The following is a 14615-nucleotide window of genomic DNA, read 5'->3' on the forward strand; positions in this document are numbered from 1 at the left end:
ACGTGGGAGGCTGGGGAGGCGGTTCGAGGCGGGGCCTCACCGCCTACCGAGAGGGGTTTTGTGCGTTACCGAGTGCTGGGACGGACCGGTCTGCGCGTATCGGAGATCTTCTTCGGCGCGATGAGCTTCTTCGAGGACGGTCCCGGCCACGAGGCCATGCTGGACGTCTACGCCGACGCGGGCGGCAACGTCATCGACACGGCGTCGGCGTACGGGGAGAGCGAGGCCGTGCTGGGCGGGCTGCTCGCGGGGCGCCGCGACCGGTTCGTGCTGGCGACCAAGTACACGGTCTCCCGCGACCCGGACGACCCGAACGGCGGCGGCAACCACCGCAAGAACCTGGTGCTGTCGCTGGAGCGGAGCCTGCGGAGGCTGCGGACCGACTACGTCGATCTGCTGTGGGTGCACGTGTGGGACCGCCGCACGCCGATCGAGGAGACGATGCGGGCGCTGGACGACGTCGTCCGCTCGGGGAAGGTCCTGTACGTCGGGATCTCGGACGCGCCCGCGTGGGTGGTGTCGCGCGCGAACACGCTCGCGGAGTGGCGGGGCTGGACGCCGTTCGCGGGCGTCCAGGTGCCGTACAACCTGCTGAACCGGGACGCGGAGCGGGAGCTGCTGCCGATGGCGGACGAGCTGGGGTTGAGCGTCGCCGCGTGGGCGCCGCTGGCCCGGGGCGTCCTGTCCGGGAAGTTCTCCGGGCCGCGGCCGCCGGACGGCGCCACGCGCGTGGACGCGTCCGCGCTGGGCGAGCGCGACCACGCGGTGGCGCGTGCGGTGGTGGAGGTCGCCGGGGAGCTGGGCGTGCCGGCGTCGCAGGTCGCGCTGGCGTGGACGCGGGCGCGGTGGCCCCGGGTGCATCCGATCGTGGGGGCGAGGGACGCGGCGCAGCTCGCCGAGAACCTCGGCGCCGCGGACGTCGTCCTGCCGGCGGAGGCGGTGGCGCGGCTGGAGGCGGCGACGGGCTTCGAGCCGGGGTTCCCGGCCGAGTTCATCGCGCAGTGCGACGAGCCCGGGACGGGCGTGTACGGCAACGCCGAGGTGTACTAGCGGGATTCGAGGTCGGTCAGGAGCGCTTGGACGGCCGCGAGGTCGTCCTCGCCGAAGACGCGGACGCCCGCGCGTTCGAGGAGGGCGGTGGTGACGCCCTCGCCGGGCGTCGCGGCGCCGGTGAAGGTGCCGTCGTAGATCCGGTCGCTGCCGCAGGAGGGGCTGCCCTCCTTGAGGACGGCGACGCGGGCGCCGGCGCGGCGGGCGGTGTCGAGGGCGTGGCGGGCGCCGCGCAGGAAGGCGTCCGTCACGTCCTCGCCGGCGGCGGTGCGGACGGCGGCGGTGCCGTCGAGGACGGCCCGGCCGTCGCCGCCGACGATCTCGGCGGGCGGGCGCGGCACGGCGAGCCCGCCCGACACCTCCGGGCAGCAGGGGACGAGCCGGCCTTCGGCGCGCCAGCGCGCGAAGAGGCCGTCGTCGACCGGTTTGGCCGCGCCGTCGTAGCGGACGGGCCGCCCCGCGAGGCAGGAGCTGACCAGGATCCGTTCCACGCGCCCCAGCCTACGCGGGGCGCGCTACTTGCCCCCGCGGATGCGGCCGACGGCGAACTGCGCGACGCGCACGGCCCCGGACGGGCTGAAGCGGGCGCCCCGCCAGGCGGCGCGGCCGTGCCGGGGGGCGACGATCAGCGCCTGGTTGCGGTCGACGCCGCGCATGATGTCGCGGGCGAGCTTCTCGGCGGTGTAGAGGAACGGCGACGCCTTCTTGATGTCGCCGGTGGCGTCGCCGCTGAGGGCGGTCTCGGGCAGGTCGGGGTTGACGTTGGTGAGCAGCGGGGTGTTGACGAAGCTGGGGCAGACGACGCTGACCTTGACGCCGCGCCCGGCGGCCTCGGCGCGCAGGCCGAGGGAGAGGCCGACGACGGCGTGCTTGGTGGCGGTGTAGGGGATGCCGACGGGCATGGGGACGAGCCCGGCGAGGGACGCGGTGTTGACGATGTGGCCGCTCCCCTGCTCCAGCATGATCGGGTAGGCGGCGTTGACGCCGTGGACGACGCCCCTGAGGTTGATGTCGATCGCGCGGTTCCAGTGGTCGAGGGTGAGTTCCTCGGCCAGGCCGCCGACGGCGATGCCGGCGTTGTTGAAGACGCGGTCGAGGCGCCCGTGCTCGTCCTTGACGCCCCGGTACAGCTCGGTGACGGCGTCGGCGTCGGTGACGTCGAGGCGGGCGGAGGCGGCCTTGCCGCGGCCGAGGGTGTTCAGCCGCTCGGCGACGGCCTCGGCGCCGGCCTCGTTGACGTCGGTGACCACGACGGTGTCGCCGCGCGCCACCAGGGACGTGGCGATCGCACGGCCGATGCCGGATGCGCCTCCGGTCACGATCGCGATGCTCATTGCGCGCTCCGCTCGGTAATTGGATGATGTGTCGAATTGCAGGTGATTGTATCGGCGCGGGGAGCCCGCCGATATGGGCCCCGTCACGGAACCGCCGCTCCGCGCGCCGGCGCGTCCGGCTCGATCTCGAAGTCGGCGGGGTCGATGCGGCGGGTCCGCAGCCAGTAGGCGACGGTGGACGCGGGCCACGCGGCGCGGTTGGCGCCGTCGCGGTCGAGGTACCAGCTCGTGCAGCCCCCGGACACCCAGACGGCGCCCTCGGACTTCCGCCGCACCCACGCGTTGAACCGGTCCTGGGCGGACGGACGGACGGAGATGCGGCCCCCGCCGGACGCGTCGAGCATCGCGAGGCACTGCAGGACGTACCGGACCTGGGCCTCGATGATGAAGATCATCGAATTGTGGCCGAGGCCGGAGTTCGGCCCGAGCAGCAGGAACAGGTTCGGGAAGCCGGCCACGGTGACGCCGAGGTGCGCCTCGATGCCGTCCTTCCACGCGTCCTGGATCCGCAGTCCGTCCCGGCCGGTGATGCGGGCGTCGTCGAACGCGTCGGTGACGTGGAAGCCGGTGCCGAAGATGATCGCGTCGACCTCGTGCTCGCGGCCGTCCCGCGTCACGATCGACCGCGGGCGCACCTCGGCGATGCCCTCGGTGGTCAGCTCGACGCCGGGCCGCATGAGCGCCGGGTAGTAGTCGCTGGACACGAGCGTCCGCTTGCAGCCCATCGTGTAGTCGGGGACGAGCTTGCGGCGCAGCTCCCGGTCCGGCACCTGGCGCGCCAGGTGCCACCGGGCCAGGCCGCTGGCCAGCTTGAGCAGCCGTGGGTTCTTGAACCCGACGACGAAGCTCTCCTGCACCAGGTAAATGCCGTTGCGGTACCCGCGCTGCACGCCCGGGACGTGCCGGAAGAGCGCCTTCTCCAGGCCGGTGACGCGGCGGTCGGGTTTGGGCAGGATCCACGGCGGCGTCCGCTGGAACACCGTGAGGGACGCGGCCTTCTTCGCGATCTGCGGGACGAACTGGACCGCCGACGCGCCCGTCCCGATGACGGCGACGCGCTTGCCGGCGAGGTCGTAGGAGTGGTCCCACTCGGCGGAGTGGAAGGCGGCCCCCTGGAACGACTCCAGCCCCGGCAGGTCCGGGATGTTCGGCCGGTGCAGCGGCCCCATGCCCGCCACGACGGCCCGCGCCCGGACGATCTCGTCCCCGCGGCCCTCGCCGTCCCCGCCGTCCGGGCCGCCGGGCGCGACGGTGACCCGCCAGGTGCCGGTGGCGTCGTCGTACTCGGCGCCCGTCACCTCGGCGCGGAACCGGATGTGCTGCGCGAGGTCGTACTTGTCGACGACGTCCTTGATGTACTGCAGCAGTTCGCCCTGCTTCGGGAACATCCGGGACCAGTCGCTCTTGGGCTCGAAGGAGAACGAGTACAGCAGCGACATGATGTCGCAGGCGCAGCCGGGGTAGGTGTTCTCCCGCCACGTCCCGCCCACCTCGCCGGCCTTCTCCAGGACGACGAAGTCGTGGACGCCGGCCTTCTTCAGTCCGATCGCCATCCCGAGGCCGGAGAAGCCGGTCCCGATGATCGCGACCCGGTACGGTCCGCCGGGCCCCGCCGCGGGCGTGACCGCGGCGGGGCGCGTCTCGTCCGCCATGTCGGCGCCCGGACTCAGGCGGCCTCGGCGGACGGGACGGGGCGGCGCTCCTTCGGCTCGTCCCAGATCCCGAACGCCTTCCAGATCCGCTTGCCGACCGGGTCGATGACGCCCAGCTCGGCCATCAGGTCGCGGATCTTGCCGACCGAGTTGGCGATCTCCGCCTGGGCCGCCTCGCCGCGGTAGGCCGCGCGCACGACGTCCGGCGGGATGTTGAAGTGGCGGACCATCGGGCCGGGCGGGGACAGCATGATCCGCGCCATCACGCCGAGGACGACCGGGGTGAACAGCCCGAGGACCCGGCGGCGCACCGGGTGCATGCGCGGGACCCGGTGCTTGAGGTAGTGCCGGGCGAAGGAGATGTGCCGGGCCTCCTCCGCGATGTGGATCTTCATGATCGTCTCTTCGAGCGGGTGCTTGATGTGCCCGTTCTTGAGCGACCGGCGCTGCACGTAGTCGATGGGGTCCTCGCCGCCGAGCACGAACACGAAGAACATCTCCGTGCTGATCAGCGGGATCCACGGCGCGGCCTGCGCGACGAACGTCAGCGACTTCGGCATGCCGCGGATCGGCAACTTCGTCCGGTTCACGAACTCCTGGAACATCATGCCGTGGTGGCATTCCTCGGTCGTCTCGTGGTAGACGTACCGGAATTCGGGCCGCCCGTTCGGCAGCCAGTACGCGTAGTTGAGCAGCCCGCGCTTGAGCAGGTTCTCGAACTGCAGGCCGATCTTCATCGCGGTCGCGACCCGCCACAGCCCGATCTGCGCCCGGATCTCGGGCGGCTGCGAGCGGTACCACTCGGTCGCGCCGAGCCGGTCGAACTCCGGCAGGGTCCAGCGCGGGTCGTTCTTGTCGATCGCGAAGTCGGGGTCGTCCCACGGGATGTCGGCGTACGCCTCCCAGTGCTTGTCCACGGACGCCTTGTTCAGGCGGTCGATGACGCCGAGGTAGGACTTCCTGTCCTTGACCTGCTCGCGCACTTCGTCGGCGAGGTGGGTGGGGGCTTCAGGCATGGTGCGCTCCCTGGGGGGTGACGCGCCGGCCGGGCCGGCGGCACTTCGGGGGGTGGGGCTATGCGGTTGTGGGGGACGCGCCGGCCTCGGGGGCTCCGGGTTCCGGCACGATGAGCCGGGCGACGTCCTTGATCTGGCGCAGCACGGCGGCCTGGTGGCCGTCCGCGTCGTCGTCCAGCGCGTTCTGGATGGACAGGCCGATGAACATCGCGAACAGGCCGCGCAGCATCGTCGGGACGAAGTCGGCGGGCAGCGTGTTCGCGGGGAAGAGGCGCTCGAAGGTCTCGAGGATGACCTGCAGGACCCGCTCGTTGAGGTCCTGGCAGAGGGGGCGCAGCTCGTCGTCGGTGCGGGCCGCGACGGCCAGCTCGGTGAGGGCCTTGGCCGGACGGCCGCGGAACACCTGCCAGAGCAGGTCGAGGGCGCCCTCGACGTTGCGGCGCTCGGCGGGCAGCACCGCGAAGGCCGTCTCATACGCCAGCCGCTGCGCCTCCAGCAGGTGCTCCAGCGCCGCCGCGACGAGGACCATCTTCGTCGGGTAGTGGTGCTGCTGGGCGCCGCGCGAGACGCCCGCGCGGCGCGCGACCTCGGTAGTGGACGTCCGGGACCAGCCCAGATCGACGAGGCACTCCATGGTCGCCTCCAGGAGCCGCGCCCGGGTCCGCGACCGGCGCTCCTCCTGGGTGCGGCGGCCGCGGCCGTGGCGGCGTTCCGGGGGGATCCGTCGCCGCGCGCTTACTGACACGCCTCGACCGTACGAGCGCACTAACAAGCAATCAAGCCTGCATGTATGTTGCCCGCATCACAATTGGACGTCGCGTCTTATTGATCTTCGCGCAGGTCGCCGGGCCCCGCCCGCCGCGGCGCCGACCGCCCGTACACCGGAAGGCGTAGCCGGACGGCGGCGCGTGCTCCGCGGGGCGCAGCGGCGATGCATCTCCGGGCCCGACGACGTACCGGCCCTCCGGCCGGGAGCATCACGGCATGAGCGGATCAGCAGCGGCGCGGACGGCGTCCGGGGCGTCCCCGCGCGGCCGCTCCGGCGGCGCGCACACCGAGCGCCTCACCAAGGTGCACGGGTCCGGGCCGCTGGCGGTCCGGGCCCTCGACGACGTCAGCGCGGTGTTCCCGGCCGGGCGGTTCACCGCGATCATGGGGCCGTCCGGTGCGGGGAAGTCCACGCTGCTGCACTGCGCCGCCGGGCTGGAGGACGCGACGTCCGGCCGGGTGTTCGTGGGCGACGAGGAGCTCGGGACGCTGTCCGACCGGCGCCTCACCCGGCTCCGGCGCGAACGCATCGGGTTCGTGTTCCAGGCGTTCAACCTGCTCCCGGCGCTCACCGCGCACGACAACATCGTCCTGCCGGTGACGCTGGCCGGACGGGCGCCCGACACCGCGTGGTTCGACACGGTCGTCCGCGTCCTGCGGCTCGGCGACCGGCTCGCGCACCGGCCGGCGGAGCTGTCGGGCGGGCAGCGGCAGCGGGTCGCGCTGGCCCGCGCGCTCGTCACCCGCCCGGACATCGTGTTCGCGGACGAGCCGACCGGCAACCTCGACTCCCGCAGCGGCGCCGAGGTGCCGGCGCTGCTGCGCGGCGCCGTCGACGACCTCGGGCAGACCGTCGCGATGGTCACCCACGACCCGGCCGCCGCGGCGCACGCCGACGCGGTCGTGTTCCTGGCCGACGGCAGGATCGCCGACGTCATGGACGCCCCGACCGAGGGCCGCGTCCTCGACCGGATGCGGGAACTGGGAGGACGGCCGTGATCGGGCTCGCGCTCAAGGAGATCCGGGCCCGCCGGCGCCGCCTGGCGGGCGCGCTGACCGCGGTGTTCCTCGGCGTCGCGTTCCTCACCGGGACGCTCGTCCTCGGCGACACCCTCGCGAGCACCCTCGACTCCTCCTACTCCGGCTCCTACGGCCGGACGGACGTCGTGGTGCGGAACGCGACGGACGTGAGCGACTCCCCGTGGGGCTCGCGCGGCGAGATCGGCGCGGCGACCCTCGACCGGGTGCGGGCCGTGGACGGCGTCGCGCACGCGGCGCCGCTCGTCCAGGGGTCCGGGCAGGTCCTCGGCGCGGACGGCCGGGTGGTCGAGACCCGCGGCCCGCGCGACGCCGGGAACTGGATCACCGACCCCGCGCTCAACCCGTACCGGGTGGCCGAGGGCCGCGCGCCCCGCGCGCCGGACGAGGTCGTCGTGAACCGGCTGACCGCCGAGCTGGGCGGGCTGCGCGTCGGGGACCGGACGGCCGTCCTCACGCCGCGCCGGGTCCCGGTGACGATCGTCGGGATCAGCACGTTCGGCGACGAGAAGGCGTTCGGGGAGTCGGCGTTCACCGCGTTCACGCTGGAGGGCGCGCGCCGGCACGTCGCCGCGTCCCCCGGCCGGATCGCCGCCGTCCGGATCCGCGCGGCCGACGGCACCGGCCCCGCGGAGCTGGCCGCGCGCGTGGGCGCGGTCCTGCCCGCCGGGGCGGAGGCGGTCACCGCCGACGCGGCCGCCGCGGAGAGCCTCGGCGACGTCGAGAGCGGCATGCTCGGCACGTTCCGCGTCGTGATCGCCGCGTTCGGCGGCGTCGCGCTGCTCGTCGCGGCGTTCACCATCCACAACACGTTCGCGATCACCGTGGCGCAGCGGACCCGCGAGTCGGCGCTGCTGCGCGTGCTCGGCGCGGACCGGCGGCAGGTGCTCGCCCTCGTCGGCGCCGAGGCCCTCGCGGTCGGGACCGTCGCCACGGCCGCCGGGCTGGCGGGCGGCGTCGGGTTCGCGGCGCTGCTGCGGCGGGTGTTCGCCGAGTTCCGCATCGGGATCGCGATGGAGAGCCTGGCCGTCTCGGCGACCACACCGCTCATCGCGGTGCCGGTGGGGGTCCTGGTGACGCTCGCCGCCGCGCTCGGGCCCGCGCTGCGCGCGTCCCGGACGGCGCCCCTGACCGCGCTGCGGGACGCGGCGGCCGAGCCCGGCGGCCCCGCGGAGGCGCGCGTGATCATCGGCGGCGTGTTCGCGACGGTCGCCGCGGGCGCGGTCGTGACCGGCGCGGTCGCCGGGCGGACGCCCCTCGCGGGCGCCGGCGCGCTGCTGTTCGTCCTCGCGCTGGTGGTGCTGGGGCCGGTGGGGGTCCGCCCGGCCGCGGCGGCCGTCGGCGGCCCGGCGGCGCGGCTGCGCGGCGTCACGGGCGCGCTCGCCCGCGCCAACGCGTGCCGCAGCCTCCGGCGGACGGCCGGCGCCGCGACCGCGCTGATGATCGGCGTCGGGGTCGTGAGCTTCTGCACCGTGTTCGTCGGCTCGCTGGGCGCGTCCCTCGAACGCGGCGTCGCCGGGTCGTTCACGGGCCGGTTCGTCGTCGACGCGGGCGGCAACGAGACCGGCGGGTTCGACACCCGGTTCGTCGAGGAGGCGGACGCGCTCCCCCAGACCGGCGCCGTCGCGGGGCTCGGCACCGGCACCGTCCGGATGGCCGGGGAGGTCGCGACCGTGAGCGTCGCCGACCCCTCCGCGCTCCGCCGCGTCCTGGACCTGGACGTCGTCCAGGGCGCCCTCGCGGACCCGCGGACGTTCGCCGTGTCGGAGGCCGCCGCGCGGGAGCGGGGCTGGCGGACCGGCTCCCGGGTCCCGGTGACGTTCGCCGACGGCGCCTCGCGGACCCTCACCGTCGGGGCCGTCTACGCCGCCACCGACCTCGCGGGCGACCACCTCGTCCCCCGCGCCGTGTGGGAGGCGCACGGCGGGCGGCCGCTCGCCCGCACGGCGTTCGTCGCCGTCGCGCCCGGCGTCCCCCCGGCGGACGCCCGCCGCGCCCTCACCGCGCTCGCGGCCCGGTACGGGGCGCCGGACGTGCGGACGCGCGACGAGTTCGTCGCGTCCCGGACCGAGCGGCAGCGCGCCTTCCTCCCGGTGATCTACGGGATGCTGGGCCTCGCGATCGTGGTGGCGCTGCTCGGCATCGCGAACACGCTGTCGCTGGCGGTGCACGAGCGGACCCGGGAGCTCGGCCTGCTGCGCGCGGTCGGCGCGACCCGCGCCCAGGTCAGGTCGATCGTCCGCTGGGAATCGGTGATCGTCGCGCTGTTCGGCACGGCCGGCGGGCTCCTGGTCGGGGTGTTCCTCGGCTGGGGCGTCGGCGGCGCCCTCGGCAACCCGTTCGCGCCGCAGCCGGTGCCGCTGGCGGTGATCGCGCTCGGCGGCGTCGCCGCCGGGACGCTCGCCGCGGTCCGCCCGGCGCGCCGCGCCGCACGCGCCGCCGTCCTGACCGCCGTCGCCGCGCCCTGACCCGCCACCGGACGGTCGCGCGGCGTGACGGCGCGCGCCGGGTGCGTCACCCCGCCGTGCGAATACCCGGCCCCCGCGCGGATATGGTGTGTCCATGCAGGTCAACCAGTCGGGCAAACTGAGCAACGTCTGTTACGACATCCGGGGGCCGGTCCTCAAGCGCGCCAAGCAGCTCGAGGCCCAGGGGCACCGCATCCTCAAGCTGAACATCGGCAACCCCGCCCCGTTCGGTTTCGAGGCGCCGCCGGAACTGCTCCAGGACATGATCCGCAACCTGCCGGAGGCGCACGGCTACAGCGACTCCAAGGGCATCCTCCCCGCCCGCCGCGCCGTCGTGCAGCGGTTCGAGGAGAACGGTGTCGGCGGCGTCGACGTCGAGGACGTCTACCTCGGCAACGGCGTGTCCGAACTGATCGTGATGACCCTGCAGGCGCTGCTCAACAACGGCGACGAGGTCCTCATCCCCGCCCCCGACTACCCGCTGTGGACGGCGTCCGCGTCGCTGTGCGGGGGCACGCCCGTCCACTACCTGTGCGACGAGGACGCCGACTGGGCGCCCGACACCGACGACATCGAGGCGAAGGTCACCGAGCGGACCCGGGCGATCGTTCTGATCAACCCGAACAACCCGACCGGCGCCGTCTACCCGCGCGAGGTGCTGACCCGCATCGCCGAGATCGCCCGGCGGCACAACCTGATCGTCTTCGCCGACGAGATCTACGACCGGATCCTGTACGACGACACCGAGCACGTCCCGATCGCGTCGCTGGCCCCCGACCTGCTGTGCCTCACCTTCGGCGGCCTGTCCAAGAACTACCGGGTCGCCGGTTTCCGCTCCGGCTGGGTGGTGCTGTCCGGCCCGAAGGAGCACGCCGAGTCCTACATCGAGGGCCTCGACATCCTCGCGAACATGCGGCTGTGCCCGAACGTCCCCGGCCAGCACGCCATCCAGGCCGCGCTCGGCGGCTACCAGAGCATCGACGACCTGGTGCTGCCCACCGGCCGCCTCGGCGAGCAGCGCGACCGCGCCTGGAAGCTGCTCAACGACCTGCCCGGCGTGTCGTGCGTCCAGCCGAAGGGCGCCCTATACGTCTTTCCGCGCCTCGACCCCGAGATGTACCCGATCGAGGACGACATGCGCTTCGCGCTCGACCTGCTCGAGCAGCAGAAGCTCCTCGTCGTCCAGGGGACGGGCTTCAACTGGCCGACCACCGACCACTTCCGCGTCGTCACGCTCCAGTACGCCGACGACCTGGAGGAGTCGATCAACCGCATCGGCACGTTCCTGGACTCCTACCGCCGCTGACCCCCGGACCGGCGCACCGTTCCCGGCCCCCCGGCACGCGCCCCGGACCGGCGGGTCCGCCGGGCTTGCCCCTCAAGCGGCTCGAGACTCGAGGGCCGTCGGCGTCGCGCCGTCCGGCGGGGCCGGGCTCGCCGTCTGCGACCACGGCGGCTCCGGCCCCGCGATCGTCCTTCTGCCCGGCGGCGGCCGCACGATGGACGACCGGCGGCTCGTCGTGCCGCCCCTCGCCTCCGCCGACCCGCGCGTCGTCACCGCCGTCCTGCGGGGGCACGGCGCGCCCCGGACGCCGCACGGGCCACCGCCGCACACATCTCCGCCGCGTTCGCCGCCGCCCATGGCCGCCGCGACGGGCCTGGTTCCGCCGCCGGCCCGCCGAACGCCTCCGCGTCGGCGCCGACGACCGCTTCCCCCGGTACTGGACGCTCATCACCGAGATCAACGGCGAGCCCGCGAAGTCCGATCCCCTCCCGGCCGGTCGGTGGTTCCTCGCCGCGCTCGACGCGGCGGACGTCCGTCCGCTCAGTCCATGACCAGGACCGTCTTGCCGCGCCCGTGCCCGGTCGCGACCTGCCGGTGCGCGTCGGCGGCCCGCGTCCACGAGTGGGCTCCCCGCACGTGCAGGTCGAGCCGGCCCTCCTCGTAGTACCGGACGGCCTCGGCGACGCGCGCGATCGTCCGCTTCTCCCTCGACACGAGCCGCACCCCGAGTTCCGCGGCGCGGCCGTGCTCCACGAGGGTGACGATGCGCCCGGGATCCTTCACCAGCTCGAGCGACACCGCGAGCGCGTCGCCGCCCGCACCGTCGAGCGCCGCGTCCACCCCGCCGGGCGCCGCCGCGCGCACCCGGTCCGCGAGCCCGTCCCCGTACCGGACGGGGGTCGCGCCGAGCGCCCGCAGGTAGTCGTGGTTGCCCTCGCTCGCCGTCCCGACGACCGCGGCCCCCGCGATCCGGGCGAGCTGGACGGCGACGGCGCCGACGCCCCCGGCGGCGGCGTGCACCAGCAGCGTGTCCCCCGCACCGACGCCCATGTCCTCGAGCGCGATGTGCGGCGTCATCACCGCCGCGGAGAACCCGCCCGCGACCTCCCACGGCATCGCGGCCGGCTTGCGGGTGACCTGCGCCGCGGGGACGACGACGAACTCCGCGTAGCAGCCGAGCATCGAGAAGCCCAGCACCTCGTCGCCCACCGCGACACCGGCGGCCCCTTCGCCGACCTCGTCCACCACGCCCGCGAACTCGTTCCCCGGCACCGGATCGGGCGCGGCGCCCGGCGGCGTGTACCCCGCGCGGACCGCCAGGTCGATCGGCTGGACGCCCGCCGCCCGCACCCGCACCCGCACGTCCCCCGGCCCGGCGTGCGGCGTCGGCGCCTCCGTGATCCGCAGCACCTCCGGCCCGCCCGGCTCGGCGGCGGCAACGACCTTCATGGTGATCCTCCCTGTCTCTCGAACGAGCCCCACGCTAGGACCTCGACCGAACTTGAGGTCAACCTGCGGTCGACCTTGGTCGGTACCGAACTCGCCCTAAGTCCGTCGCGGGCCGATGCCTCGGAACGCGAACCTTCCAGGGTCGGAAACAAGCAGAGGAGGAACAGGCGTGCGGAAGAGTACCGAGCAGGGCCCGGGCAAGGGCCGGGAGACCGTCCTGAGCGAGCCGGCGTGGCGCACCGCGTGCGTCTACGTCGTCTGCGCGCTCGTCGGAGCGGGGCTCGGCTTCCTCGTCGGTCCCCTGGCCGACTGGCTGGTGGACCTCCCCTGGGCGCCGATGCAGGGGCCGGCCGAACTGGTCGCCTCCATTCCGTCCCCGTGGCTCATCACCGCCGGTGCCGTCGCGGGCCTGGCCATCGGCTTCATCGCCCACTTCGAGCAGCTGACGCTCCGCCTCGTGGACGACCGCGTCATGCTCAACCGCAAGGGCCGCGACCACGAGTTCGCCCGCGCGGACGTCGCGTCGGCCTTCCGGGACGGCAAGCACCTCGTCATCCTCGGTCACAGCGGCGCGGAACTCTTCCGCGAGGAGTGCGACCTCGACTTCGATGGCGTCGCCGGGGCCTTCACCGCGCACGGTTACGTCTGGGCCGGCAGCGACCCGCACCGGGACGAGTTCCGCCGCTGGGTCCCCGGTCTCCCCGGCCTGCCGGAGGGCGCGAACGCCGTCCTCATGGCCCGCGCGGAGCCGCTGAAGGAGAAGGGACCGGACGCCGACGACGTCCAGGAGCTCCGCAGGGAGCTGGCCCGCCTCGGCGTCGTGGTCCGGGACGCGAAGCGGCGGCAGTACGTGCGAACGCTGCAAATCACGGACTGAGTCACGGCTGGATGGGAGCGCCGGTCTCGGGCGTCCGAAAAGGTTTGGCGGCGAGGCTGGACCGTTTCCTAGGTTGAGGGGTCGAAATCCTTTCTTCTCCCACCTAGGACCGCCGTGCCCCGCTGGTTGCTCGCGCTCGCGACAGGAGCGCTCGTCTTCTACACCGATGACTACGTCATCGCGGGAGTCCTGCCCGAGATCGCCCGTTCCCTCGATGTCAGCGAGGGAACGGCCGGGCAGCTCGTCACCGTCTTCTCCATGACCGTTGCGGTCGCCGCGCCGCTCGCCGCCGTCGCCACCGCCCGGCTTCCCCGCCGGACCGTCCTGGTCGCGGCGGCGCTCGTCTTCACCGCCGCGAATCTCGGCGCCGCGTTCAGCCCGTCCTTCCCGGCGCTGATGGCGCTGCGGGTCGCGGCGGCGCTGTCCGCCGCGGCCGCGACGCCCGCGCTCTTCGCGACCGCCGCGCGCCTCGCCGCCCCCGGACGCACGGGACGCGCCGTCGCCGCCGTCGCGTTCGGCGTCACCGGAGCGATCGCGTTCGGTGTACCCGCCGGTGCCTGGATCGGAGGAGCGTTCGGCTGGCGCGCGACCTTCGCGCTGATGGCCACCGCGGGCGCGCTCGTCGCTCTCGCGTTCGCGACCGCGCTGCCCCGCGCCGCCGGCGAGCAGAACGCCCTGCCGGTGCGCGACCAGATCGCCGTCCTCGCCCGTCCCGCCATCTCCATGGGGCTGGCGGCGAACGTCGTGCTGATGTTCGGCTCGATGATGCTGCTGACGTACCTGGCACCGTTCACCGCCGCCCTCGCGGACGCCGACGTCACCGACCGCGGCGTCCTGTTCGCCGTCTCCGGCCTGGCGGGCATGGTCGGCATCTGGGCGGGTGGACGCGCGACCGACGCCTGGGGTCCCGACCGCACCCTCGCCGCCGGTGTAGGGGCGTTCGTCGCGACCATGGCGGCGCTGGGCGCTCTGTGGCCGCTGCGCCCCGTACCGGTCGTCCTGCTCCTCGGCATCGTGACGGTGTGGGGCGGCGCAGCGTTCTGGAACTCCCCGGCCGTCCAGGCGAGGCTTCACCTGCTGGCCGGTCCCGTCGCCACGCAGGCTCTGGCGCTCAACACGTCCGGCACGTACATCGGCGTCGCGGTGGGTGGAGGTGTCGGTGGCGCCGTGCTGGACGCCGCCGGTCCCGGCCCGCTCCCCACCGTCGCCGGAGCCGCCGGCCTCGTCGCTCTCGGCCTTTTCGTCACTGCCGCCCGCCTGCAACACGCGGGGACCGACCAGGGGATGCCGGAGACCATCCGGAAATGAGAAAGGCCCCGCCGTAAACGGCGGGGCCTCCCCACAAAAAGAGTCCGGCGGCGTCCTACTCTCCCACACAGTCTCCCATGCAGTACCATCGGCGCTGAAAGGCTTAACTACCGGGTTCGGAATGGGACCGGGTGTTTCCCTCTCGCCATAACCACCGAACGCCTCACGCACCACCCCGAAACAACCAGGGCAGGCAAATCAACGTCCGAGCAGACAGCTCGAAAATTCACTTATCAAAACGGGTTCCCGTTTGTTTTCCAGGAACCACACAGGGACGCGAACAAACACACAGCGAGATGCTTTGAACGTTCAGTGTGTTCAAGCCACTCGGCCTATTAGTACCGGTCGACTCCACACGTTACCGCGCTTC

General features: G+C 73.7%; 12 protein-coding genes and 1 rRNA gene. 6 read left to right on the top strand and 7 right to left on the bottom strand.

The window, feature by feature from the left end:
- Positions 1-60: 60 nt before the first annotated feature.
- Positions 61-1050, top strand: coding sequence for an aldo/keto reductase (locus H505_RS0130645; protein WP_026405024.1), 990 nt, complete (start codon positions 61-63; stop codon positions 1048-1050).
- Here H505_RS0130645 and H505_RS0130650 read toward each other — a convergent pair.
- The 5 genes from H505_RS0130650 to H505_RS45350 form a co-directional block, all read right to left on the bottom strand.
- Positions 1047-1541: a 2-thiouracil desulfurase family protein gene (locus H505_RS0130650; protein ID WP_026405025.1), complete on the bottom strand. Its 495-nt coding sequence runs from the start codon at positions 1539-1541 to the stop codon at positions 1047-1049. The genes H505_RS0130645 and H505_RS0130650 overlap by 4 nt on opposite strands.
- Positions 1542-1565: 24 nt before the next feature.
- Positions 1566-2384 carry an SDR family NAD(P)-dependent oxidoreductase gene (locus H505_RS0130655; protein ID WP_026405026.1) on the bottom strand — a complete coding sequence of 273 codons (819 nt, stop codon included), beginning with the start codon at positions 2382-2384 and terminating at the stop codon, positions 1566-1568.
- 83 nt (positions 2385-2467) lie between these two features.
- Positions 2468-4036, bottom strand: coding sequence for a flavin-containing monooxygenase (locus tag H505_RS0130660; protein WP_026405027.1), 1569 nt, complete (start codon positions 4034-4036; stop codon positions 2468-2470).
- Between the two features lie 14 nt (positions 4037-4050).
- Positions 4051-5052 carry an AurF N-oxygenase family protein gene (locus tag H505_RS0130665; RefSeq protein ID WP_026405028.1) on the bottom strand — a complete coding sequence of 334 codons (1002 nt, stop codon included), beginning with the start codon at positions 5050-5052 and terminating at the stop codon, positions 4051-4053.
- 58 nt (positions 5053-5110) lie between these two features.
- A complete protein-coding gene (locus tag H505_RS45350; RefSeq protein WP_245592667.1) occupies positions 5111-5797 on the bottom strand; it encodes a TetR/AcrR family transcriptional regulator in 687 nt (228 codons plus the stop codon).
- 239 nt (positions 5798-6036) lie between these two features.
- On the opposite strand from H505_RS45350, the gene H505_RS0130675 reads away from it, so the two are divergent.
- The 3 genes from H505_RS0130675 (at position 6037) to H505_RS0130685 (ending at position 10632) form a co-directional block, all read left to right on the top strand.
- Positions 6037-6819 (top strand): ABC transporter ATP-binding protein, encoded by a 783-nt coding sequence (locus H505_RS0130675; RefSeq protein ID WP_026405029.1) that lies wholly within the window; start codon positions 6037-6039, stop codon positions 6817-6819.
- Entirely contained in the window at positions 6816-9326 is a 2511-nt protein-coding gene (locus tag H505_RS0130680; RefSeq protein WP_026405030.1) for an ABC transporter permease, read from the top strand. The genes H505_RS0130675 and H505_RS0130680 overlap by 4 nt, the downstream gene beginning before the upstream one ends.
- 94 nt (positions 9327-9420) lie before the next feature.
- Entirely contained in the window at positions 9421-10632 is a 1212-nt protein-coding gene (locus tag H505_RS0130685; RefSeq protein WP_026405031.1) for a pyridoxal phosphate-dependent aminotransferase, read from the top strand.
- Between the two features lie 519 nt (positions 10633-11151).
- On the opposite strand, the gene H505_RS0130690 is transcribed toward H505_RS0130685, so the two are convergent.
- On the bottom strand, positions 11152-12060 hold the full coding sequence (locus H505_RS0130690) for an NADP-dependent oxidoreductase (RefSeq protein WP_026405032.1): 909 nt from the start codon (positions 12058-12060) through the stop codon (positions 11152-11154).
- 169 nt (positions 12061-12229) lie between these two features.
- Here H505_RS0130690 and H505_RS0130695 point away from each other — a divergent pair, with 169 nt between their 5' ends.
- Together H505_RS0130695 and H505_RS45355 are read left to right on the top strand one after the other, a co-directional pair.
- Complete coding sequence (locus H505_RS0130695) at positions 12230-12937, top strand: YqeB family protein (RefSeq protein ID WP_026405033.1); 708 nt, start codon at positions 12230-12232, stop codon at positions 12935-12937.
- 114 nt (positions 12938-13051) lie between these two features.
- Positions 13052-14245: an MFS transporter gene (locus H505_RS45355; RefSeq protein ID WP_051301341.1), complete on the top strand. Its 1194-nt coding sequence runs from the start codon at positions 13052-13054 to the stop codon at positions 14243-14245.
- 42 nt (positions 14246-14287) lie between these two features.
- Here the strand turns inward: H505_RS45355 and rrf are convergent.
- Positions 14288-14404, bottom strand: a 5S ribosomal RNA gene (gene rrf, locus H505_RS0130705).
- Positions 14405-14615: the final 211 nt, after the last annotated feature.

It is taken from the genome of Actinomadura rifamycini DSM 43936 (assembly GCF_000425065.1).
GTDB lineage: Bacteria > Actinomycetota > Actinomycetes > Streptosporangiales > Streptosporangiaceae > Spirillospora > Spirillospora rifamycini.